Genomic DNA, 24344 nt, shown 5'->3' with positions numbered 1-24344 from the left:
ATTGCATGTTTTTTTTACAGCGTGAAATAAATCTATTTGCGATTTGGGATATCCTTCACATTTTGATCTTGGATGCAGATCTTTTTGTGTCTGAAATAGCGTAGTAATGATTCAGGAAGAAATTTAAGGAAGTTAAGTGAAAGCATGAATAATTGTACTGGGTGACTTATTTATACGGGGAATAATAAAGGTCAGTTACTTGGTGTTAAATATATGATTCAACGGCAGAGCGTCGCGGTGTGATCCGCTGCTTGTTGACCCCTGCCTGGCGCTGAGTAACAGAGAAAGTGTTCCCAGCGCCAATTTCATTGTTCGATCCATGCAAAATCATTGTTTTTAAAACAATTATGTATGGATTGTAGCAAACAACTCCCGTCGACCAATCAGGACTCCAGCAGCCACCAACTCGCCTCGAAAGGCCGCAAAACTCCGGCCCGTGGCTGCTCTGCAGCATCCATGTAGTTGCTGATCAGTGGGCGCCACAGTTCAGAAAATTCAACGCCAGCGGCATCCCATGCCAACGGTTCGCGGCTCAGGTTCGCAACGACCAGCAACCGTTGTCCATTCCAGCTACGTTGATAACACCACAATGCCGGGTGAGCCGGGGCCAGATCCTGATAGTCACCGTGAGTCAGCAACGGATACTGCTTGCGCAGGGCGATCAGATGGCGATAAGCGTAAAACACCGAATCCCGATCGGCCAATGCCGCCGTGGCATTAATCTGCGGGTAGTTCTCTGCACAGGCGATCCAAGGCGTACCGGTGGTGAAGCCTGCGTGGGTTGTTGCGTCCCACTGCATCGGCGTACGACCATTGTCCCGTGATTTGCTGGCCAGAATAGCCAACAGTTCGTCTTCGTTTCTTCCCTGAGCCTGCAGTTCGGCGTACATATTCAGACTTTCCACATCGCGATAGCTTTCGATCTGCTGGAAGCCCGGATTGGTCATGCCGATCTCTTCACCCTGATAGATATACGGCGTGCCCTGCATACCGTGCAGCACCATCGCCAGCATCTTGGCAGAGGTTACTCGCAGCTTGCCCTCGTCGCCAAAGCGCGAAACGATACGTGGCTGGTCGTGATTACACCAGAACAGCGCGTTCCAGGCGCGGTTATGCATGCCTTGCTGCCAGTGGTGGAAAATCTGCTTCAACTCGACGTAATCCGGCTCGGCCAGCGTCCACTTCTGCCCGTTGGCATAGTCGACTTTCAGGTGGTGGAAGTTGAAGGTCATCGACAGTTCGGCACCGCTTTGCGCCGCATACTGTTGGCAGTGCTCCAGGGAAGTTGAAGACATCTCGCCCACGGTCATCAGGCCGCGTGGCTGGAACACGTCGCGGCTCATCTCCTGCAAAAACTCGTGAATGCGCAGGCCGTCGGTGTAGAAACGGCGGCCATCGCCCTGGCTATCGCTTGGGAAGTCCTGCTGCTTGGAGACCAGGTTGATTACGTCAAGGCGTAGCCCATCCACGCCTTTATCTGCCCAGAACTGGCACACTTTCTTCAGCTCTTCGCGCACCGGCGGGTGTTCCCAGTTCAGGTCGGCCTGCTCGGTAGCAAACAGGTGCAGGTAGTATTGGCCGCTGTCGGCGTGCCATTGCCAGGCGTTGCCGCCAAACTTGGAACGCCAGTTGTTGGGTAGGGCATCACCTTCGCCATCGCGCCAGATGTAGAACTGGCGTAGTGGGCTGGCAGGATCCTGCGCGGCCTTAAACCACGGGTGCTCGGTGGAGGTGTGGTTAAACACCATATCCATCACGATACGGATACTGCGCTGGTGGGCCTGCGCCACCAGGTGTTCGAAGTCGGCCATGGTGCCGTAAGCCGGATCGATGGCGCAGTAATCGGCGACGTCGTAGCCATTATCGACCTGGGGTGAGACATAGACCGGCGTTAGCCAAATGGCATCGACACCCAGCTCCTGCAAATAGTCCAGCCGTTGGGTCACCCCGGCCAGATCGCCATAGCCGTTACCGGTGCTGTCCTGGAAGCTCTTCGGATAGATTTGATAAATAACGCCGTTCTGCCACCAGGGAATTACATTGCTCATAAAAAAGTACCTTTCAGTTTAAACCGGTAACTCGCCGCGGCTGGCTTTGCGTTTGTAAACCATCATGGTCAGCAGCAGCGGGATCACCACGGCTACCAGGATAGCTACGGAGTAGATCAGCCAGAACTGCGGTTGGATAGACAGGATACCCGGCAGGCCACCCACGCCGATGCCGTTAGCCATCACGCCGGTCAGGCCACAAATCAAGCCCGCGAAGGCGGAACCGATCATCGCGCACAGCATGGGAAAACGGTATTTCAGGTTGATACCGTACATGGCCGGTTCGGTCACGCCGAGGTAGGCGGAGATGGCGGCCGGTACGGAAATCTCACGTTCGTTGGCCTTGCGGCTAACGATGATGATGCCCAGCACCGCCGAGGCTTGCGCGATATTGGACAGGGCAATCAGTGGCCAGACTGGCGTGCCACCCATGCTTTGGATCATCTGCATATCGATCGCCAGCGTGGTCTGATGCACCCCGGTGATCACCAACGGCGCATACAGGAAGCCAAACAGCGCGGCGCCGATCGGGGCGAAGCTACCGGTCATTACCCACTTCACCGCCCAGGCGACGCCATCACCGATCATGCGGCCAAACGGACCGATCAGCGTGTGTGCCAGGAACACGGCCAGCAGTAGAGAAACCACCGGCACCACCACCAGATACAGATAATCCGGCACGATCTTTTTCAGACGGGTTTCGATCCAACCCAGCGCCATACCGGCGAGGATCGACGGGATCACCTGCGCCTGATAGCCCACTTTCTCAATGGTGAACCAACCAAAGTTCCATACTTCCGGCACTTGCTGGCCGAGCAGGTAGGAGTTCATCAGTTGGGGAGAGACCAGGGTGATCCCCATCACGATGCCAAGCACCGGGGTACCGCCCATCTTCTTCACCGTTGACCAACAGATGGCCACCGGCAGGAACATAAAGATGGCTTCGCCCAGTAGCCACAGGAAGTCGTAAATGGTTTTCCAGGCTGGGTGCATCTGAGCCAGTGTTTGGCCGCCGGACATCGGGATATCGCCGATCACGTTGCGGAAACCCAGGATCAAACCGCCGCTGATCAGGGCTGGCAGCAGCGGGAAGAAGATCTCGGCGAAGTGGGAGATGCCGCGTTCGAACCAGGTCATATTCTGGCGGGCGGCCAGTTTGGCCTGTTCTTTATCAGCTTCGTTGATGCCAGTGGCAGCGATTAACGCCTGATAGTAATCACCGACTTCGGGGCCGATCACCACCTGGAACTGCCCGGCGTTGGTGAAGCAGCCTTTGACCATGCGTAACTGCTCAATCTCTTTTGGCTTGGCCTTGGCGGGATCGTTAAGGACGAAACGCAGGCGGGTAATGCAGTGGCTGACGGTGGCGATATTCTCGCGGCCACCCACCAGCACGATCAGGCGATCGATGTCCTGCTGCTGAACTTTGCTCATTATGGCACCTTTGTTATCAGTGAGGCTTAGAGGTATTGATGTTTTTAAGCTTAGCCACTAGGCCGTTTTTATTAAATGGGAACGTTCCCAACTTGCGGTAAGGATCACAAAACGAACAATAAAGCCTCAAGTCGCGTCACAATGAACTCCGGCTACAACACGGGGCAGCCGTACGCTGCCCCGTTCAGAAGTGAGCTTGCCCGTCAGGCAAGTTTGCAGGGGATAATGATTTGGCGGATGCTCAGTTCACCACTCAACTGGCCCAGCAGCTGAAGGGCCGCCTGCTGCCCAGCGGTGCCATAGCCCAACTCAACGGAAAATGTCTCTGGGAACAAAAAGTTGAGCATCGGAGTGTTACCGATGGCGCACACCTGGATTGGCGTAATCTGTTGCTGTTGCAGGTACTTCATCGCACCTAGCGCGATGGTATCAGAGGCACATACTAGCGCGGTGGTTTGTGGTTCAATCACGTTGGCGGCCTGTTGGAAACCGCTCTGATAGCTCAGTTCTCCCAGTGCCACGACCGGCGAGATCTTCTGTTCGCGACAGGTATCCAGATAGGCCTGATGGCGACGCATCCCGGTGGTGGCATCGGACTCTTGTACGCCAAGGTAGCTGATATGGCTATGACCCTGCTTGCGTAAGCGCTGCATCAGCAGTTTCACGGCACCTTCATCGTCATAACAAACCGAGGAGATCCCCGGATATTCGCGGGCGACCACCACCATCTTTTCCTGCCACGGTTTGAGCATGGCACCAGTCAGGCCGGTAAAACCGAACAGGATCACGCCGTCGACGTTACGCTGGCGCAGTACGTTGAGGTGCTCCTCTACCAGCCGGGTCTCAAACTGGCTTTCCATCACGATCGGATCGAAGCCCTGCTGATACAGCAGCGGCAGCATGGTGCGCACGGCCTGATTTTCCGAAGGGGAATCCAGACGGGAAACGATAATGGCGACCACTTTGTCGCTCTGGCCGCGCATGGCACGCGCCGATTTTGATGGGGTAAACCCCTGGCTGCGGATCACCGCCTCCACCCGTTCACGGGTTTGCGGGCTTACGCTGCCTTCGTTATTCATCACGCGTGAGACGGTAGACTTGCCTACCCCGCTCAGGCGGGCGATATCCTTGATTGTCAGCCGGTTTTGCATGGTTTACTTATCGTTTAGGTTATGAGGCTTAAACTTACAACATCCCACTTATGCTCGCTACCATAGCGCATTTTAACGCGCGGATCTTGGTGCGCAGCCCATAGTGTTGCAAAACGGAATGGCCGCCTTTGCCGTTCCCACTTTTTCTTTACCGGAGGTAAATCCCTGAATGGATCCTGATCCGAGCCCCGACACTACTCATTCGGTTCCCCGGTAAAACCTCTCCGCTCTGCGTTGCTGTTTTACCGGTTTAGGTAAGCAGCGGCACTTGTTCGATAGTTCGCCTCTGTTGTGATTGAAAATCAGTGATCTGCTCCGGCGGAGGATTTTTGGCGCGTCCGAAAATCGTGCCAGCGGGCCGATCCGCCGTTCACCCACTGCCGTGAGGCGCTGGGCAATGAGGTGCGAACGATGAAATTTAAACAAATCCCCCGTCGGCTGCTGGGTCTGCTCAGCCGTAATTTGCCACGCCGCCTGGTACGGCGTGATGCGCTGTTGGAAAGCGTCAGTGGATCGGCGCAAGAGCTGCCTGCCGGTTTGGCGCAACAACGTCTGGAATGTGCCGCCGCCAGCGCGATGCAGCTGTATGAGCGTTTCAACAGCCACCCGGAAGGCATCACCGAGCAGGAAGCAGAAACCGCACGCGGCCAGTTTGGCAGCAACACCATCGAAAACCAGCTGGCCGAAAGTTGGTGGAAGCATTTGTGGCACTGCTACAGCAACCCCTTCAACCTCCTGTTGACCGTACTGGGGTTGATTTCCTATGCCACCGAAGATCTGATTGCTGCGCTGGTGATTGGGCTGATGGTGCTGATCTCCACGCTGCTGCACTTTATTCAGGAAGCCCGCTCCAACAAGGCGGCGGATGCGCTGAAGGCGATGGTCAGCAACACCGCAACGGTGTACCGCAGTGACGCGCATACCGGTAAAAGCGAGCATAGCGAGTTGCCGATCTCACAGCTGGTGCCTGGCGATATCATCAAGCTATCGGCTGGGGATATGATCCCGGCGGATCTGCGGTTGCTCTCTGCCAAAGATCTGTTTATCAGCCAGGCAGCGCTGACCGGTGAATCGCTGCCGGTAGAAAAAGTGGCGGATCCCCGTGGCCAGGTGAGCGATCCGTTGGAGTGCCAAAACCTGTGTTTCATGGGCACCAACGTCGTCAGCGGTACCGCACTGGCCATGGTGATCGGCACTGGCAGCGAAACCTACTTCGGCCAGTTGGCGCAGCGGGTGACCAGCCAGGATGAGCAACCCAACGCCTTCCAGGCAGGGATCAGCAAAGTGAGCTGGTTGTTGATCCGCTTCATGTTGGTGATGACGCCGATCGTGCTGCTGATTAACGGCTTCACCAAAGGCGACTGGTGGGAGGCGGCGCTGTTTGCGCTCTCGGTGGCAGTGGGGCTGACGCCGGAAATGTTGCCGATGATCGTCACCTCTACCTTGGCGAAAGGGGCGGTCAAACTGTCGCGCCAGAAGGTGATCGTCAAACGTCTGGACGCGATCCAGAATTTTGGCGCGATGGATATTCTGTGCACCGATAAAACCGGCACGCTGACCCAGGATAAAATTGTGCTGGAGCGCCATACCGACGTGTTTGGTGCCAACAGTGAGCGGGTGCTGCGCTATGCCTGGCTGAACAGCTTCTACCAGACCGGGCTGAAAAATCTGCTGGATGTGGCAGTGCTGACCTGTGCCGACGAAAGCCAACAGCCGGACGCGTTGCAGCATTACCGCAAAGTGGACGAGATCCCGTTCGATTTCGAACGCCGCCGCATGTCAGTGGTGGTAGCGAAAGAGGCGCAGTACCACGAACTGATCTGCAAGGGCGCACTGGAAGAGATGCTGTCGATCTGTAGCCACGTGCGGCAGGAAGATGAGGTGATCCCGCTCAGCGAAGCGCTGCTGGCGCGCATCCGTCGTGTTACCGACGAGCTTAACCAGCAAGGGCTGCGCGTGGTGGCTGTGGCCAACAAAATCCTGCCGGCGACGGATCATGAGTATGGCGTGGCGGATGAGTCGGATCTGATCCTCGAAGGTTATATCGCCTTCCTCGATCCGCCGAAGGAGAGCACCGCACCGGCATTGGCTGCGCTGAAAAAGAATGGCGTGACCGTCAAAATCCTCACCGGTGACAATGAACTGGTCGCCGCCAAGGTGTGTAAGGACGTGGGGCTGGATGCGGAGCATATCCTGCGTGGCAGCGAGATCGAACTGATGGACGACGCCACGCTGGTAGCAGCGGCTGCGCGTACCACGGTGTTTGCCAAGCTGACGCCGCTGCACAAAGAACGCATCGTCCAACTGCTGCGTAAGCAGGGTCACGTGGTGGGCTTTATGGGCGACGGTATCAACGATGCCCCGGCGCTGCGCGCGGCGGATATCGGCATATCGGTGGACTCGGCGGTGGATATCGCCAAGGAAGCGGCGGATATTATCCTGTTGGAAAAAAGCCTGATGGTGCTGGAACAGGGGGTGATCGAAGGCCGCCGTACTTTTGCCAACATGCTGAAATACATCAAGATGACCGCCAGCTCCAACTTCGGTAACGTCTTCAGCGTGCTGATCGCCAGCGCCTTTTTACCTTTCCTACCGATGTTACCGCTGCATCTGTTGATCCAGAACCTGCTGTACGATATTTCACAGATTGCCATTCCGTTCGACAACGTTGATGACGATCAGATCACCAAGCCACAGCGTTGGAACTCCGGCGATCTGGGGCGCTTTATGGTGTTCTTCGGACCGATCAGCTCGATCTTCGACGTGCTGACCTTTGCCCTGATGTGGTACGTGTTCCAGGCTAATACGCCGGAAATGCAGACGCTGTTCCAGTCTGGCTGGTTTGTGGAAGGGCTGCTGTCGCAGACGCTGATCGTCCATATGATCCGTACGCGCAAAATTCCGTTTATTCAGAGTCGCCCATCTTGGCCGCTGTGTGTGATGACGTTGGCGGTGATCGCCGTCGGTATCGGCCTGACCTTCTCGCCGCTGGCTGGCTTCCTGCAGTTGCAGGCGTTGCCGCTGAGCTACTTCCCTTGGCTGGTGCTGATCCTGGCAGGCTACATGGTGCTGACCCAGTGTGTGAAAGGCTGGTTTGTCCGCCGGTATGGCTGGCAGTAAATTTGCTGATGGTGAGGTGAGGAGGGAAATCTCCTCACCGCCAAATCAATCTGTGATCCATCGCACCGTTTTGCCCCTGCGGTTGGACATCTCTCCCCAGCTCAGTCTTTATCTACTTCCTTGGCTAGATTGATTTTTTCCTCTGAGGAATTTCCGATGCACAAACCCTTCAGTTATACGCTACTGGCTTCTTCGCTGTTATTTTCTCTGAATGCGCTGGCTCAACCGGCTGGCGGTCTGCCGCTGATGCCCTGGCCGCAGCAGGTTGAGTTAGCTCAGCCGCAAGGCAAGCTGGTGCTGGATTACCGCTTATCTTTCAACGTTCAGGGGGACGATTTGAGCGAAGCGCAGGCTCGCTGGCGCGATCGCCTGGAACGCCAAACCGGCTGGACGTTGGCCCCACAGGACGAGAAAAACCAAGCGGCAACGATCAACATCATCATCAAACATCAGGTTGCAACCCAGCCGCTACCGGACAGCGATGAAAGCTACCAGCTCAAGGTCACGCCGCAGAGTGCCACGCTGACGGCCAACACACGCTTCGGTGCATTACGCGGTATGGAAACACTGCTGCAACTGGTGCAGACCGATGGCGAAAACACCTTTATGCCGTTGGTGAACATTACCGACGTTCCGCGTTTTCCTTGGCGAGGCGTGCTGCTGGATTCGGCGCGCCATTTCCTGCCGGTGGAGGATATTCTGCGGCAGCTTGATGGGATGGCGGCGGCCAAACTCAACGTATTCCACTGGCATCTGACCGACGATCAGGGCTGGCGATTTGCTTCCGAGCACTATCCAAAGCTACAGCAACTGGCCAGTGACGGTCATTTCTACACCCGTGAACAGATGAAGCAGGTCGTTGCCTACGCCACGGCGCGGGGCATCCGCGTGGTGCCAGAAATCGATCTGCCGGGTCATGCTTCTACCATTGCCGTGGCGTATCCAGAGCTGCTTAGTGCGCCGGGGCCGTATCAAATGGAACGCCATTGGGGGGTCCACAAGCCGACGCTCGATCCTTCGAACGACAAGGTTTATCAGTTTGTCGACAGCATCATTGGCGAACTGGTGGCGATCTTCCCCGATCCTTATCTGCATATCGGTGGCGATGAGGTGGATGCCACCCAGTGGAAAGCGTCAAAAACCATCCAGGCGTTTATGCAGCAGAACCAGCTGGCGGATGCCCATGCGTTGCAGGCTTTCTTCAACCAGAAGCTGGAAAAAATCCTCGAACAACATCAGCGCCGTATGGTGGGTTGGGATGAGATTTACCATCCGACCTTGCCGCGCACCATCGTGATCCAATCCTGGCGTGGGCCAGATTCTTTGGGGGCCAGTGCACAGGACGGCTACCAAGGCATTCTTTCCACCGGTTTCTATCTCGATCAGCCGCACAGCACCGCCTATCACTATCGCAATGAAATTTTGCCGCAACCACTGGGGGTAGATACCAACGTGCAGGCGGGGGAGCAGGCGCAGAGCTGGCAATTCAGCATGCCGCGTTTCAAGGGGAGCCCGGTGGAAGGCACCTTTACGCTGATCGAAGGCAAGCAAGGATGGCGTGGTTTTATCGATTTCAAAGACAAATCGCGGCGTGCAGTGCGGGACATCGAATGGCGCACTCCAGAACAGGTGACCTTCCGCATTGATAACTGGATGGGTGACACGCGCCCGGTATTTATTCTGCAGCGGGATCAACTGAGCGGTTACACGTTGGTGGGCAACGTGCGCTATCCAACCAGCGGCAGTAAATTGGCTGCGATCCCGGCGGGTGTGATGCCAGTGGTACCGGATGAACAGCATCAGGCCAATATTCTGGGGGGCGAAGCCGCCTTCTGGGCGGAAAACATTCGCGCACCGGTGCTCGATCTCAAGCTGTGGCCAAGAACCTTTGCCGTGGCGGAGCGTATGTGGTCGGCCAAGGATGTGACCAACGAGGACAATATGTACCAACGCCTGGCTGCGATAGATGCCTGGTCGGTGGTGTCTGTTGGCCTGCAACAGCACGCTGAAACGGCGCGTGAGTTTACCCGTTTGGCTAACAGCGTAGATATCACCCCATTGCAGATCTTGGCCGAAGCGGTGGAGCCGGGGCAGTATTACACCCGTCAGCACCTGAAGTTCAAGGCAGGTAATTACCATCAATTTGAGCCACTTAACCGCTTTGCTGATGCCATTCCCCCGGAAAGTGCGGCGGTACGCGATCTCGATAAGCAAGTGGCGTTGCTGCTTAAAGACAAGAACCATCGGGCGGCGGCGGAGGCGGTCCGTGAACGGCTACAACGCTGGCAACGTAACGGTGCACCGGTGAAGCAGGTGATAGCCGGTAACGTGGTGATGAAGGATTTGGCTCCGGTGGCGCAGGATGTCGGCGCGCTGGCCGATCTGGGCTTGATGCTATTGGAACGTTATCAGCAAGGAAAGCCTTTGAGTAAAGCCGAGGCGGAACAGGCCCAGCAACAGCTGGACGCGGCAGCACAGATCCGGGATGAAGTGGTGATTGCGGCGGTATACCCGCTGGAAACGCTGTTGCGCGCAGTGGCGGTGCGGTAACCGGGCAGGGATGGCGTGGTTAAGACTGCGCCAACCAACTATCCCAGATGGGCACCGGCTGTAGTTGCTCCAGCAGGAAATCGATAAAGGCACGCACCTTGGGGTTGCTGTAGCGGCTGGGAAAATACAGGGCATACAGGCCGTGGGTCGGGTGAGTCAGTTTGTCGTCCAGCGCCAGCGGAACCAGGGCACCTTGCTCAATCAAATCGCCCAACAGATAAGTGGGCAGATAGGCAATGCCTTGGTTTTCCAGCACTGATTTCAACAGTACCAGGCTGCTGTTGGCCTGGATCGGGGTACGTGTCTTCAAGTGGTGGGCGACGCCCTGTTCATCAAGGGTTTTCCATACCGGGGTCAAGCCAGGGTAAATCAGGCACTGATGATGGGGTAAATCCTGAATGGAATGCGGCGTACCGTAATTCTCGAGATATTTCGGGCTGGCGCAATAGGCCCAATTAACCGTGGCTAATTTACGCATTGCATAATTAATAGGCGGCTCAGAAGAAATGCGCAATGCGATATCAAAGTTGGTTTCATTAAGGTTAACAAAGTTGTCGTTAAGGTTAATATATAAATCAACATCGGGGCAACGATCACGAAAATGATTCGCCAACGTTGCCAAATGGGAATAACCAAAAGCCATAGAGCAGGTTATCCGTAATTCACCGTTGGGGTGATTATAGTAACCGGCGGTGGTGTTGAGCGATTCATTAAAGTCCAGCAACAGTTGCGTTGCACGATTGTATAAGTATTGGCCAGGTTCGGTGAGCGTAAAGCTGCGCGTGGTTCTCTTGATTAAGGTGGTGCCCAACTGACTTTCTAGCTGTGACAAGCTCTTGCTGACCGCCGAGGGTGAGACGTTCAGGTGTGCGGCAGCCTCCGACAGCCCACCACATTCCACAATTTTGACCAGAACTTCCAGTTGCTTTAACGACGCTGGGCTGCTCATTTTTTCCTTTAATTCACGAGTGATTTCATTAAACGGTACGAATGCGCTATTACATCGCTGCGAACAAGATGCCATTATTAATAGCAGAATACGCTGTACCGTACCGGATCACAACTAAACACCAAGGGGTGACCTGTCTCACACAAGTCACATATTACTGTAGAGAAAAATAAAAAAGTGACTTAAGTCACATGAACAAAAAAGATAAAAATAAGGAATTGAATATGTGGAAACGTTTAGAACCCTACAAATCATCATTTATTCTGCTATTTGCCTTAACGCTCGGGGGGATAGTCGGTATTTACGCGCCCGATATTGCGTTGAAATTACAGGCAATCGGTAAGATATTCCTTAACCTGCTGTTTATGATTATCGTGCCGTTGGTCAGTGTCAGCGTCATGTCCTCGATCGCCAGCATGACCGACCTGAAAAAGCTCGGGCGCATCATGGGGGTGATTTTTGCCGTTTCCATTGTGATGGCGCTGATACCTGCGGCCGGTATCGTCGGTTTGGCCACGCTGTTCAACCCCGCGCAGGGGGTCACCATCGAACTGGCGGAGAAGTTTAATGCCGGTGGTGGAGGTATGGATTTTGTCAGCATGGTGACCACCAACGACTTCGTCGGGCTACTGTCGAAATCCAACATCCTGGCGCTGATTATCATGTCCGTGATTGCCGGCATCGCTATCGGCCAGTCGGGTGAGCAGGGCAAGCGGGTGTCCAATTCACTCAACGATCTCAACACCATCATCATGAAGATTGTGTCGATCATCATGAAGGGGGCACCCATCGGGCTGGGCTGCTATTTTGCTTCCACCATGGCCAGCCAAGACTCACAGTTGCTGGTCACCTTTGCCAGAGCCATCGGTCTGTTCTTTGCTGCAACGCTACTGTACTACGTTTTTGGCTCCATTTTTTACTCGTGGATCGGCGGCGGCATGCCTGCGATACGTGCCTTCTGGCGTAACGCCATCGAGCCTTCGGCCACCGCTCTGGGCACCTGTTCCTCTTTGGGCACCTTGCCAGCCAATATCCGCGCTGCCAAAGCGATGGGGATCAATCCGGAAATCGTGGACATCTCCCTGCCACTGCTGGTAAACCTGAATAAGGGCGGCGTGGCGATGATTGCGGCCCTGAAGATCGTGTTTATTTTCGCGGTGCTGGGGCTGGATTTCACGATAGAGACATTCTTCCTGACGATGCTGATTTCCGTGCTGTCGGCGATTATCGTGGGTGGCGTCCCCGGCGGGGCTTTCCTGGGTGAGATTTTCATTGTCACCACGCTGGGGCTGCCGTTAGAAACCATCCCGATGCTGGTGGTTCTGGGCACCATAACCGACGCCCCGGCCACGCTGATCAACGTCATACACGATCTCAATGCCGCACAAATTGTTGAGCGCTTTGCGGGCAAAAAGCCGCAGCCGGTCTCTGAAAACGCAGGTATTACGGATATAGCAGAAAAAATCGCGTAAGGGTTGCTGCATAGCCCTACGCACCTGATTAACGATAAAAGCAGGCAAATTGTTATGACATCTAAAAAAATAGAAACCGCCCTGGTCACCGCTGGCCGTAAGCCTCGATTCACCCAAGGATCGGTCAACCCGGTGATCCAACGCGCCTCTTCCTTAACCTTCGATACGGTGAAGGCCAAAAAGTTTGCCACCGCCAACCGTGCCAAAGGGGAGTTATTCTACGGACGTCGCGGCACCCTGACGCATTTCTCATTCCAGGATGCGATGGCCGAGCTGGAAGGCGGGGTAGGCTGCTCGCTTTACCCTTGTGGGGCGGCGGCTGTCACCAATGCTATCCTGGCGTTTGTTGCCAGTGGCGACCATATCCTGATGACCGGAGCCGCCTATGAGCCGACGCAGGATTTCTGCAACAAGATCCTGAGCAAGCTGGGCGTGGCAACCACCTATTACGACCCGCTGATCGGTGCCGGGATCGCCGAGCTGATCCAGCCCAATACCAAAGTGCTGTTCCTTGAATCTCCAAGCTCGATCACCATGGAGGTCCAGGACGTACCGGCAATGGTGAAGGCGGCCCGGGCGGTGAACCCAGATATCGTCATCATGATTGATAACACCTGGGCGGCGGGCATTCTGTTCAAGGCACTGGATTATGGCGTGGATATCTCTATTCAGGCCGGAACCAAATATATCATCGGCCATTCAGACGCGATGCTGGGTACCGCGGTGTCGAATGCCCGTTGCTGGGACCCACTGCGTGAAAACTCCTACCTGATGGGGCAAATGGCCGACGCGGATACCGCCTATAACGGCAGCCGTGGGCTGAGAACGCTGGGTGTGCGTCTCAAGCAGCACGAGATCAGCAGCATCGCCATTGCCGAATGGCTGGCAGCACGGCCAGAGGTGGAGCGGGTCAACCACCCGGCGCTGCCTTCTTGCAAAGGGCATGAGTTCTTCCAGCGGGATTTCAGCGGTAGCTGCGGGTTATTCTCTTTTGTGCTGAAAGCACGGTTGACGAACGAGCAGGTTGCCCACTATCTGGACCATTTTGAGCACTTCAGCATGGCCTATTCGTGGGGCGGGTTTGAATCGCTGATCCTGGCCAACCAACCGGAAGAACTGAACGAAATTCGTCCGGCGGCCAAGGTGGACTTTACCGGCACGTTAGTGCGCGTTCATATTGGTTTTGAGAATATTGATGACCTGATCGCCGATTTGGAAGCGGGATTTGCGCGTCTGAAGTGACCCCTCACCCTAACCCTCTCCCACAGGGAGAGGGGACCTACCGTGCCACAGATTGGGCTTTGTGCCCGACGATAGCGACAGCTCTAAACGAGCCACAATTTGACTCCCGCACTCGACTACAACACTGACTCACCTTGGGAAGAGGACGGAACATGTCACAGATTGACTCCTACACCTGACAACAGCACTGAACTGGCTCCCTCTCCTTGGGGAAAGGGTTGGGGTGAGGGAGAATGCACCTTGGTCAAGCTAGAACATTTGGCGAGTTGGTAGAACCCATCTAACCCGTGGCTTTGAACGAGAGTGATTTTGCGGATGAATGTTTCAGATTGATGATGACGAAAAAACAAACGGCCAGCAAAGGCTGGCCGCATTCGATCGCACCGGGTTGCCGATTAACGGCGAACGGCGATGGCTTCGATCTCGATTTTCACGTCTTTTGGCAAACGTGCCACTTCAACGCAAGAACGCGCTGGGAATGAGGCGTTGTGCTCGGTGAAGAACGCTTCGTAGGCCGCGTTAACGGTAGCGAAATCGTTGAGATCTTTGACGAAAACGGTGGTTTTAACGATGTCGCCCACTTTCAGGCCTGCGGCTTCCACGATCGCCTTCACGTTGGCCAATGACTGGCGAGCCTGAGCGGCAACGTCATCGGGTACGGCACCGGTTTTTGGATCGACCGGGATCTGGCCGGAGGTGATGATCATGCTGCCCAGGTCAACGCCCTGCACGTAAGGACCAATGGCGGCTGGCGCGAGTTCAGTGCTGATATTACGTGACATTTTTTCTCCTGATATCCTGTTGTTGTTCAAACGGCGAGTCGACCCGCCGTAAACTCACATGGACGCAGCATGCAGCGCCCTACGACGCACCATTATAAAGGGTACCCGCCAGATTAACAGCGGCATACCCTGGTAAAACGGAGGATTTTAGTCGGTCTGTAGAACCACCTGATGATCGAACTCTTTCTCGCAGTAACGGCACTTGAGGTGCACTTCCCCTGCATGGGATTTGACGCTGAAACTGGAGGCCACCGGTTCGCTGCGGCTGATGCAGTTGCTGTTCGGGCAGGTCAGCACGCCGTCGATATGATCCGGCAGGCTGAGCGTCAGCTTGCGCACTACTTCATAGTTATCGATACGGTTGACCGTAGCCTTGGGCGCGTACATCGCCAGCTGGTTGGCCTGCTGCTCGGTCAGGAAGGTGTTCTCGATCTTGATCAAATCCTTGCGGCCCAGCTCTTTGGAGGGCAGGTTCAGGCCGATGGTGATGCGCTGATCGGTGGCGGTCAGTTTGAACAGCGAGAGCAGCTTAAAGCCGATTTGCGCCGGAATATGGTCGATCACCGTGCCGCACTTGATCGCTTCAACCTGGAGTTTGTTATCGTGAGTCATGACGGTTCCCCCTTAAAGAGCCAAATCTGCGTTTAAAACCAGTGCCAACAGCGCCTGACGGGCGTAAATACCGTTGCCTGCCTGTTGGAAATAGTGGGCATACGGTGTCTTGTCCACCTCAATGGCAATCTCATCAATGCGCGGCAGCGGATGCAGCACCTTCATGTTGTCCCGAGCACCGGCCAAATCAGAAGCTCGCAGGATGAACTGCGCCTTCACGTTGGCGTATTCGGACGGGTCCAGGCGCTCTTTCTGTACGCGGGTCATATACAGAATATCCAGTTCAGGCACCACTTCTTCAATGCTGTTGTGGCGGCTGTAGGAGATGCCTTTTTCGTCCAGCATCTTCAGGATATAGCTTGGCATCGCCAAAGCGTCTGGCGCGATGAAGAAGAAGTGGTTTCCTTCATATTTTGCCAGCGCCTGGGTGAGTGAATGCACGGTGCGGCCATATTTCAGGTCGCCGACCATGGCGATATTGATATTGCTCAGGCGGCCCTGGGTTTCCTGGATGGTGAACAGATCCAGCAGCGTTTGGGTCGGGTGCTGGTTCGAGCCGTCACCGGCGTTCAACACTGGGATACCGCCAGAGAATTCAGCGGCCAGGCGTGATGCGCCTTCCTGCGGATGGCGCATCACGATGGCATCAACGTAGGTGCTGATCACCGAGATGGTATCGGCCAGCGTTTCGCCCTTTTTGCCGAGGGAGGTGTTGCTGCTGTCGGAGAAGCCGACCACCGAAGCCCCCAGGCGCTGGATCGCGGTCTCAAACGACAGGCGGGTACGCGTAGACGCTTCAAAGAAGCAGCTGGCGATCACCAGGTGTTTGAGCAGCTCCGGCTGCGGGTTAGCTTTCAGGCTGGCGGCGGTGCTGAGCACCAGCTCCAGATCTTCACGGCTGAGATCGTTAATAGAGATGATGTTCTTGCGATACAGCGGATTGGCCATGTTCACTCTCCTCGACTCGGGCCCTTGGCGCGGGGCTTTTCAATGTAATAGCAATGCTTTGGACAAAAAAAAGCCCCTCAACGAGGGGCTTTAAATGATGGTTCATGCAACAGGGGAAATAACGGCAGTTGCCCGCCGATTGGCTGGCGGTTTTGTCGAGTGTGGCGAACAAAACAAAGGTCGTTTTTCATGCTTTCTCCTGGCAAATTGTCGCGCATTATACTCGCGCTTTTTTTCTCTGCAAGGGTAAAAACACCACTTTTTGCGATTTCGCAATCGATTGGCTTGGCGATTACCGCTGCGAGTGGCACTCGGTGTCTGGTTGTTTGGCCACGTTGCTGCTAGCGCTTAATCCCGCATATGCTCACCGGCCTGTAAGGCAGCCCGGTCGTAATGCTGCACGATGTGGCCGTTCTCCATCAGGGCGGCGCGTTCGGACATGTGGGCAATCACGTCACCGTCATGGCTGACCAGCAAGTAGGTCATACCGTGCTCGCGTTTGAGGTGGTTGAGCAGGTTGAGGATCTCCGCCTGCACCGACATATCCAGCGCCGAGGTGGGTTCATCCAAGAGCAGCAGCTTAGGCCGCAACAGCAGGGCACGGGCGATAGCGACGCGCTGGCGTTGGCCGCCTGAAAGCTGGTGGGGATAGCGCTGTGCCGTGGCCGCGCTCAGCCCTACCTGCCGCAAGGCTTCGTCGATCCGCGCCGTAATGTGTTTCTCACCGTGGATCTTCAACGGTTCACCCAGCGTACGGGCAATCTGATGCTGCGGATGTAACGAAGCGTAGGGATCTTGAAACACCATCTGCACGTCGCGGCGTAATTGGCCGGTGAAGCGTTGCTGTGGTTGCAGAGGCTGGCCGAGCAAGCGTATTTCTCCATGCCATTCACGTTGCAAACCGGCCAGCACGCGCAGCACGGTGGACTTGCCACAGCCGGAAGCGCCAATCAGGCTGAAGGTTTCCCCCGCCTCAACGCCAAAGCTCACTGACTCCACGGCGATCTTATGGCCGTTGCCCTGCGGGAAGCTGACCTGCAAATTTTCAATGTCAATCAGCGCCATGTTCGCTCCGGGTAAAATCGATGCTGCGATCCAGCACCGGCAGATCCTGGCCGTAGGTGCTGGCATTGGGGCGGCAGGCCCACAGCGTGCGGGTGTAAGGATGGGTGGCTAGCGGCAGGTTGGCCGCGATCCCCTGATCCACCAGCTTGCCCTGATACATCACCAATACCCGGTCGCAACGTTCAGCCACCAGCGGCAGATCGTGGCTGATCAGCAACAGCCCCATGTTACGCCGCGTGGTTTGTTCGACGATCAGATCGAGGATCTGATTACGTAATCTGGCATCCAGCGCCGAGGTTGGCTCATCGGCGATCAGCAGTTGCGGATCGTTGACCAGCGCAATCGCCAACATCGCGCGTTGCCCCATACCGCCGGAAAGCTGGCCGGGGTAGCTGTGATAGAGGCTTTCCGGCAAGCCGACGGCGGCCAGTGAGTTCAGCACTCGCTCATGGCGATCGGCCCGGGTCAGTACGTTATGCAGCACCAGGGATTCTTCGATCTGCTTACCGATGCTGCGCACCGGATTCAATGCGTAGCGCGGATCTTGCAGCACCATGGCGATTTTGGCGCCGCGTACCTCGTTCCATTGACGTGGCTGAAGCTTTAGTAAATCTGTCTCACGATAGTGCAGCTTTTCGGCGGTGACGATGCCCGGCTTACGCACCAGCCCCATCAGGGCGCGGGCGGTCATGGATTTGCCGGAACCTGATTCCCCCACCAGCGCCACTTTCTCCCGGCCAATGCTGAAAGAAAGGCTATCCACCACCTTGTGGCCGTTAAATTCGATATTCAGGTTCTGTGCTGTCAGCAGTGGTTCAGTCATGATGCGGATCCAGTAAGTCGCGCAGGCCGTCGCCCAGCAGGTTAAACGCCAGGCTGCTGATCAGGATCGCACAGCCAGGGATCGCGGCGATCCACCACTGATCGAAGATCACCTGCATCCCGTCGGCTACCATCGATCCCCATTCCGCCATCGGCGGTCGGGCACCCAGCCCCAGGAATCCCAGACCGGCGGCGGCCAGAATAATCCCCGCCAGATCCAATGCTAGCCGGACGACGGCAGAGGGCAGGCACATGGGCAGAATATGGCCCCATAGCAGGCGCGGCCCCTGAATGCCCATCATCTCGGCGGCGGCCAGGTAGTCGCTTTTACGCAGTAGTTGGATCTCGGCTCTGGCCTGGCGGGCATAGGCGGGCCAAGTGGTGAGCGCCAACGCCAGCGCGCCATTAACCAGCCCAGGGCCGAGCATCGCCACAAAGGCGAAGGCCAGGATCAGCCGTGGCATCGACATGACCACGTCGGTAAAGCGCATCAGCACGCGCTCCAGCCAGCCGCCGTAGTAGCCGGATAGCACGCCAATCAGCAGGCCTAGCGGCAGGGTGATGGCCGTGACCAGCAGCACTAGCCCAAGGGTTGGCCGGGTGCCGTAGATCAGGCGGGAAAGGACGTCGCGGCCATAGCTGTCGGTGCCGAGCCAATGGCCAGCTCCCGGCGGCAATAGGCGGTTGGCAGCGTTCTGCCAGTTGGGATCGACCGGTGCCAACCAAGGCGCAAACAGCGCTATCAGCACCAGTAACAGCAGGATGGTGGCTCCGCAGGTGGCGGAAGGTGAGCGTTTAAGTAGTGTCATGGTCATTGGCGCGCCCTCGGATCGAGCAAGCGCACCAGCAGGTCGGTGAGATTGTTGATAATCACAAAGCACAGGCCGATCAGCAGCGTGCCGCCCATGATGGCGGTGGTGTCCCCGGCAAACAGCGCGGTGGTCAGATAGCGGCCAATGCCCGGCCAGGAGAACACGGTTTCGGTCAGAACAGCTCCCTCCAGCATGCTGGTATAGGCAAGCGCGATCACCGTCAGCAGGGTACCGCTGATGTTGGGCAGCACGTGGCGGAACATGATGCGCATTTCGCTGGCCCCTTTGGCACGCGCCAGGGTGATGTACTCTTTATTCAATTCGCTCAGGCAGGCGGAGCGGGTCAGGCGGGTAATGCTGGCCAACGAATAATAGGCCAGCAGGCAAACCGGCAGCACCAGGTGTGCCAACGCATTGCGCACGGCCCCCGCATCGCCGGAAAGCCAGGTGTCGATCAGCGCGAAGCCGGTTTTGGCCTCGACGGTGTATTGGTAGACATCGTCCAACCGCCCCGGCCCGGCGCTCCACTGTAGCTTGGCGTAGAAAAGCAATAGCATCAGCAGCCCCAGCCAGAAGATGGGCACCGAATTGCCGAGCAGGGTAATAAAGCGCACGCCGATGTCCAGCTTGCTGCCGGCAAAACGCGCGCACAATACGCCAGCCAGCACGCCGAGCGGGGCTCCAATCACCAACGACAGCGTGGCCAATTCCAACGTGGCCGGGAAGGCATGCAGCAGATCCTGCAATACCGGTTGGCCGGTGGCGCTGGCGGTGCCGAGATCGCCATGGGCCAGCCGCTCCAGATAGTGCCAGAACTGCACCGGCAAAGAGCGATCCAGGCCAAGCTGCTGTTTTACCTGCTGATAGGTGGCGGCGCTGGCGTGATCGCCGACGATCTGCAACACGCGATCCACCGGCGACAGGGCAGACAGCAGGAAGGTGATCAACAACAGGCCGAACAGGGTCAGCGCCAGCGTGAGCAGCCCCTGCGCCAATCCCCAAAGACGACGCCGGGAACGGCTTCCCGGCGTAGATTTTATTGCTACCGACATGGCAATCCTGATTATTTGCTAACGCGATCGTAATAGACCATATCTGCATTCAGGCCCTGTTGATAGCCTTTGACGTTATCGCGCAGCACCACCTGCGTTTTGGCCTGATCGATAAACACATACGGTGAACTGCGCTGCAATTCCTGTTGCATAGCGGTATAGAGCGCAGTGCGTTTGGCCGGATCGGCCTCTGCGACCGCTGCCAGCGTTTGTTTGCTTAGCTCAGGGATCTGCCAACTGTTCAGCCCGGCTACCGTGCTGCTTTTGCCGTCGTTATAGGCGAAAGCGCTGGCATTGGAGTGCGCATCGAAGTAATCCGGGATCCACAGGCGGATCGCCGCCTGATGCTGCTTGGCGCGTACGCGGGCATAGACCTGGCTACCGGCGGCAGGCAACAGATCGAGCTTCACGCCACCTTGGGCAAAGCTGGCCTGTAACGACTGGGCGATGGTGATAAACGGCGGTTTGTTTTCCACGTCCAGCGTCAGGCTGGCGTTGGTGATCCCGGCTTTTTCCAGGATCGCCTTGGCCTTGGCCGGATCGAAGCTGAACGGGTTATCCTCCAGCGCCCCCGGCAGGCCGACGGGCAGGAAACTCTGATGGACGAAGTATTGCCCTTTCAGCAGATCTTTGGTGATGCCCTGATAATCCACCAGATAGCGAGCCGCTTCCCAGAAGGCCGGGTTCTTCAGCAGCGGGTTGGCGGTATTACCGGTGTTGAACACCAGATAGTTTTGCTCGGCGGAAGGGATTTCCAGCACCTTCACACCCGCCTGGCTTTTCAGCGCGGCGGTTTGATCCGGGCCGAGTTCACGCGCCACGTCGGCATCCCCTTGCTGGATCAGCAGGCGGCGCGCGCTTGGGTCTGGCACGTTCTTGATAATGATATTGCTCAGCAGCGGCTTATCGCCCGGTGAAGTTGGGTTGGCGTCCAGCACGATCGCCTGATGTGGCTGGTAAACCCGCATCTTGAACGGGCCGCTGCCCGCAGAGTGCATCTTCAACCAGGCGTTGCCGAAGTCATCACCCTTCACGTTAGGCTGCACGGCTTTGCTGTCGACGATTGAGGCGATCGGCGTCGAGAGGATATTCAGGGCAACCGCCGGGCTGACGTCTGCCGTCCAGCTTAGTTGCACGGTATGCTCGTCGATCTTTTTCAGCTGTTGTTCGATATTGTCCGGCTGCCAGCCGAGCACGTTGAGGATAAACGCCGGTGACTTGTTCATCTTCACTGCGCGGGTATAAGAGAAAATCACGTCGTCTGCAGTCAACGGGTTACCGGAGGAAAACGCTGCCTGTGGGCGCAGCTTGACCGTCAGGGTCTTGGCGGCGGCATCATCCTGCCAACTTTCCGCCAGCACCGGGATCACCTTGGCCGGATTGTCACGATCGGCCTGCACCAGACGCTGATAGAGGCTGGGGACGGTCTGGATGCTGGAAAGCTCATTGGCCTCCGCCGGATCCAGGCTGACGATATCGTCCAGTGACTGCACCACTACCAGCGTATTTGGCGGCGTGGCAGCCAGTGCGGTCGTGGAGAGGGCGGCAAGAATAAACAGCGGCAAGACTTTGGCTTTCATAGACGTTTTCCCTTAAATGTGCCGGTAAACCAGAACGGAGAAGAGGTTGTTCTCATTAGTTTTTTACGGCATTTCTGCCGCCAGAATGCCACGGTAGAACGTTGGTAAAAAACAGGCAAAGGCCAAGAAGTTATTTGATATGACGAAAAAGACTATAGAACCAGAAGGGGGGATTAACCAGAAGAAACCCTTCTATGAGAAGGGTTTTTTGAGAGGGTGATTTACAAGGTTTTGCTTAACGTGGCGACCATCACCGCCTTAATGGTGTGCAGGCGGTTCTCTGCCTGATCAAACACGATGCTGTGCTCTGACTCGAACACCTCGTTGGTCACTTCCATACCGCCGTGCATGCCGTACTGTTCGGCCATCTGTTTACCCAGCGTGGTTTGATCGTCGTGGAATGCTGGCAGACAGTGCAGGAATTTCACCTGTGGGTTGCCGGTCAGTTTCACCATTGCCATATTCACCTGATACGGCCTGAGCAGCGCAATCCGCTCCTGCCAGACTTCTTTGGCTTCCCCCATGGAAACCCAAACGTCGGTATACAGGAAATCGGCACCCTGTACGCCTTCGGCAATATCTTCCGTCAGGGTGATTTTGCCGCCGGTCTGCTGTGCGAGCGCCTGGCATTCTGCAACCAGCTCGGCCTGCGGCCAACAGGCCTTCGGCGCGACCAACCGCAGATCCATGCCTACCAGCGCGGCGGCTTCCAGCAGGGTATTGCCCATATTGTTACGTGCATCGCCAATGTAGGCGAATTTCACCTCGCTCAACGCTTTCCCCGGCAGGTGTTCACGCACGGTGAGCAGATCTGCCAGCAGCTGGGTGGGGTGGAACTCGTTGGTCAAGCCATTCCACACTGGCACACCAGCGTGTTCTGCCAAGGTTTCCACCAGGCACTGGCCAAAACCACGATATTGAATACCGTCGTACATCCGGCCCAGCACGCGTGCGGTGTCTTTCATCGACTCTTTATGGCCGATCTGGCTGCCGCTTGGGCCAAGGTAGGTCACCTGAGCGCCCTGATCGAATGCGGCAACTTCGAAAGAGCATCGGGTACGGGTAGAGTCTTTTTCGAAGATGAGCGCAATGTTCTTGCCTTGCAGATGGCGGGTTTCCTGGCCTTGCTTCTTGGCCAGCTTCAAATCGGCGGCCAACTGCAACAAGGACTGGATCTCACTGGGGGTAAAATCCATTAATCTCAAAAAGTGACGACTGTAGAACGGGTTCATCTGGCTCATCTCCGTAAATCCCTATCGTTTGATTGAATTTAAATTCACTTTATATGTATGAATATTCAATTTCAACCCCGAAGCAGAAATCTTTCACGTTTATCGTGGCAGCGGTGCCAGCGGTGTGTGAAAATAGAAGTAACGAAGCCCATTTTATTGAGGATAGAGGCATGGCAAACCGCGAATTGCTGGAAGAACAACGTGAAGAAACCCGCCTGATCATCGAAGAACTGCTGGAAGACGGCAGCGATCCGGATGCGCTCTACACTATCGAGCACCATTTCTCTGCCGAAAAGTTTGAAGTTCTGGAGCAGGCCGCCGTGGAAGCCTTCAAGTTGGGCTACGAAGTGACCGATGCCGAAGAGCTGGAAGTGGAAGATGGCTCCATGGTGATGTGTTGTGACGTGATCAGCGAAGTTGCGCTGAATGCCGAGCTGATCGACAGCCAGGTAGAACAACTGGTGGCACTGGCAGAAAAATGCGGTGTCAATTACGACGGTTGGGGCACCTACTATGAAGATCCGAACGGTGAAGAAGGCGACGACGATGAAGAAGACGGCGACTTTATCGATGAAGACGACGACGGCAAACGTCATTAATTAAATCCTGCGGGCTGGCGCAAGCTGGCCCCTGATAGAACCCGATGAAATACCAATCTCTGTTATCCCCGATTTTAAACTTCCTGCACTGTGAAACCCCGGATGGCTGGATCGAAGCGGCCCGCCGCCCGGAAAACCTGCCCCTGTTGCTGACCGACCACCTGGTATGCGAGCTGAAAGCGGCGCAGACCGGCATGTGGCTGATCCGCCGCTACGTGGCCGATAAAGAGAGTGGTGATGCCCTGCTGGCACTGCTCAGGCCCTATGAGGCGTTTGTGCACGAGGCGCAGGAAGTGCCGGAAGAGCTGTTCCGCCAGAGCGCGTTTACCAGGAAGATCCTGCCGAAGAATGGCTCGGCCTATGGCCAGGATTTGGTCGACAAGATGGTGTTGCTGATCAAAGAGGAGTTGCATCACTTCTCGCAGGTGCTGGAGATCATGCAGGCCCGGCAGATCCCTTATAGAAAGATCACCGCCAGCCGCTATGCCAAAAGCATGATCCGCGAGGTGCGTACTCACGATCCGGCCACTCTGATCGATAAGCTGATCTGCGGCGCGTATATCGAGGCCCGCTCCTGCGAACGCTTCGCCAAGCTGGCCCCGTTCCTGGACGATGAGCTGAACCGGTTTTATGTTTCGCTACTGCGTTCCGAAGCCCGCCATTATCAGGATTACCTGACGCTGGCAGAGCAGATCGCCGGTGGCGATATCAGCGAACGCGTGGCGTTTTTTGGCCAGTTGGAGGCGGAGCTGATCCGTTCACCGGACACCGAGTTCCGCTTCCACAGCGGCGTGCCGTTTCCCTCACCCTAACCCTCTCCCACAGGGCGAGGGGACCGATCGAGTTGGGCTGTAAATGTAGTGATTCTGCATGA

At 56.3% G+C, this 24344-nt stretch carries 19 protein-coding genes; 6 read left to right on the top strand and 13 right to left on the bottom strand.

All coding sequences use genetic code 11. The annotated features are described in order from the left end of the window. Window positions 1-383: 383 nt before the first annotated feature. From treC to treR, 3 genes are all read right to left on the bottom strand, one after another. Window positions 384-2048, bottom strand: a complete 1665-nt coding sequence (treC, locus tag JHD74_RS09325) for an alpha,alpha-phosphotrehalase (RefSeq protein ID WP_199062509.1) — start codon at window positions 2046-2048, stop codon at window positions 384-386. Window positions 2049-2066: 18 nt separating this feature from the next. Beyond that, window positions 2067-3482, bottom strand: coding sequence for a PTS trehalose transporter subunit IIBC (gene treB / locus JHD74_RS09320; RefSeq protein ID WP_021179093.1), 1416 nt, complete (start codon window positions 3480-3482; stop codon window positions 2067-2069). Window positions 3483-3685: 203 nt separating this feature from the next. Then, entirely contained in the window at window positions 3686-4633 is a 948-nt protein-coding gene (gene treR / locus JHD74_RS09315; RefSeq protein WP_065684297.1) for a trehalose operon repressor TreR, read from the bottom strand. 411 nt (window positions 4634-5044) lie between these two features. On the opposite strand from treR, the gene mgtA reads away from it, so the two are divergent. Both mgtA and JHD74_RS09305 read left to right on the top strand, forming a co-directional pair. Continuing rightward, complete coding sequence (gene mgtA, locus JHD74_RS09310) at window positions 5045-7753, top strand: magnesium-translocating P-type ATPase (protein ID WP_065684298.1); 2709 nt, start codon at window positions 5045-5047, stop codon at window positions 7751-7753. Window positions 7754-7909: 156 nt separating this feature from the next. After that, a complete protein-coding gene (locus JHD74_RS09305) occupies window positions 7910-10303 on the top strand; it encodes a beta-N-acetylhexosaminidase (protein WP_199062507.1) in 2394 nt (797 codons plus the stop codon). 19 nt (window positions 10304-10322) lie between these two features. Here JHD74_RS09305 and JHD74_RS09300 read toward each other — a convergent pair whose 3' ends face one another. Beyond that, window positions 10323-11252, bottom strand: coding sequence for a LysR family transcriptional regulator (locus tag JHD74_RS09300; protein WP_199062505.1), 930 nt, complete (start codon window positions 11250-11252; stop codon window positions 10323-10325). A 224-nt stretch (window positions 11253-11476) separates the two neighbouring features. Here JHD74_RS09300 and JHD74_RS09295 point away from each other — a divergent pair, with 224 nt between their 5' ends. Then, entirely contained in the window at window positions 11477-12724 is a 1248-nt protein-coding gene (locus JHD74_RS09295; protein WP_024529424.1) for a dicarboxylate/amino acid:cation symporter, read from the top strand. Window positions 12725-12778: 54 nt separating this feature from the next. Continuing rightward, window positions 12779-13966 (top strand): cystathionine beta-lyase, encoded by a 1188-nt coding sequence (gene metC, locus JHD74_RS09290; protein ID WP_199062502.1) that lies wholly within the window; start codon window positions 12779-12781, stop codon window positions 13964-13966. 395 nt (window positions 13967-14361) lie between these two features. On the opposite strand, the gene ridA is transcribed toward metC, so the two are convergent. The 9 genes from ridA to argF all read right to left on the bottom strand — a co-directional run bounded on the left by ridA (window position 14362) and on the right by argF (window position 22880). Continuing rightward, window positions 14362-14748, bottom strand: a complete 387-nt coding sequence (gene ridA, locus JHD74_RS09285) for a 2-iminobutanoate/2-iminopropanoate deaminase (protein ID WP_021179099.1) — start codon at window positions 14746-14748, stop codon at window positions 14362-14364. A 147-nt stretch (window positions 14749-14895) separates the two neighbouring features. Further along, window positions 14896-15360 carry an aspartate carbamoyltransferase regulatory subunit gene (pyrI, locus tag JHD74_RS09280; RefSeq protein WP_021807800.1) on the bottom strand — a complete coding sequence of 155 codons (465 nt, stop codon included), beginning with the start codon at window positions 15358-15360 and terminating at the stop codon, window positions 14896-14898. 12 nt (window positions 15361-15372) lie between these two features. Continuing rightward, a complete protein-coding gene (gene pyrB, locus JHD74_RS09275) occupies window positions 15373-16308 on the bottom strand; it encodes an aspartate carbamoyltransferase (RefSeq protein WP_024483414.1) in 936 nt (311 codons plus the stop codon). 348 nt (window positions 16309-16656) lie between these two features. Next, window positions 16657-17373 (bottom strand): ABC transporter ATP-binding protein, encoded by a 717-nt coding sequence (locus tag JHD74_RS09270; protein WP_199062500.1) that lies wholly within the window; start codon window positions 17371-17373, stop codon window positions 16657-16659. After that, on the bottom strand, window positions 17360-18196 hold the full coding sequence (locus JHD74_RS09265; protein WP_199062498.1) for an ABC transporter ATP-binding protein: 837 nt from the start codon (window positions 18194-18196) through the stop codon (window positions 17360-17362). Before JHD74_RS09265 ends, JHD74_RS09270 begins: the two co-directional genes overlap by 14 nt. Beyond that, window positions 18189-19010, bottom strand: coding sequence for an ABC transporter permease (locus tag JHD74_RS09260; RefSeq protein ID WP_024483417.1), 822 nt, complete (start codon window positions 19008-19010; stop codon window positions 18189-18191). The genes JHD74_RS09265 and JHD74_RS09260 overlap by 8 nt, the downstream gene beginning before the upstream one ends. After that, window positions 19007-20059, bottom strand: a complete 1053-nt coding sequence (locus JHD74_RS09255; protein ID WP_199062496.1) for an ABC transporter permease — start codon at window positions 20057-20059, stop codon at window positions 19007-19009. Before JHD74_RS09255 ends, JHD74_RS09260 begins: the two co-directional genes overlap by 4 nt. A gap of 11 nt (window positions 20060-20070) precedes the next feature. Then, entirely contained in the window at window positions 20071-21639 is a 1569-nt protein-coding gene (locus tag JHD74_RS09250) for an ABC transporter substrate-binding protein (protein ID WP_024529419.1), read from the bottom strand. 221 nt (window positions 21640-21860) lie between these two features. Further along, on the bottom strand, window positions 21861-22880 hold the full coding sequence (gene argF, locus JHD74_RS09245; protein ID WP_024529418.1) for an ornithine carbamoyltransferase: 1020 nt from the start codon (window positions 22878-22880) through the stop codon (window positions 21861-21863). 161 nt (window positions 22881-23041) lie between these two features. Between argF and rraB the strand changes: the two genes are divergently transcribed. Continuing rightward, complete coding sequence (gene rraB / locus JHD74_RS09240) at window positions 23042-23470, top strand: ribonuclease E inhibitor RraB (RefSeq protein WP_024529417.1); 429 nt, start codon at window positions 23042-23044, stop codon at window positions 23468-23470. Between the two features lie 44 nt (window positions 23471-23514). After that, window positions 23515-24282 (top strand): tRNA isopentenyl-2-thiomethyl-A-37 hydroxylase MiaE, encoded by a 768-nt coding sequence (gene miaE / locus JHD74_RS09235; RefSeq protein WP_199062494.1) that lies wholly within the window; start codon window positions 23515-23517, stop codon window positions 24280-24282. The last annotated feature ends 62 nt before the right edge of the window (window positions 24283-24344 follow it).

The organism is Serratia sp. ASV30 (genome assembly GCF_016428815.1).
Classification (GTDB): Bacteria; Pseudomonadota; Gammaproteobacteria; order Enterobacterales; family Enterobacteriaceae; genus Chania; species Chania fonticola_C.
The sequence above is the reverse complement of the archived record's forward strand: the minus strand, read 5'-3'. Positions and strand labels throughout refer to the sequence as shown.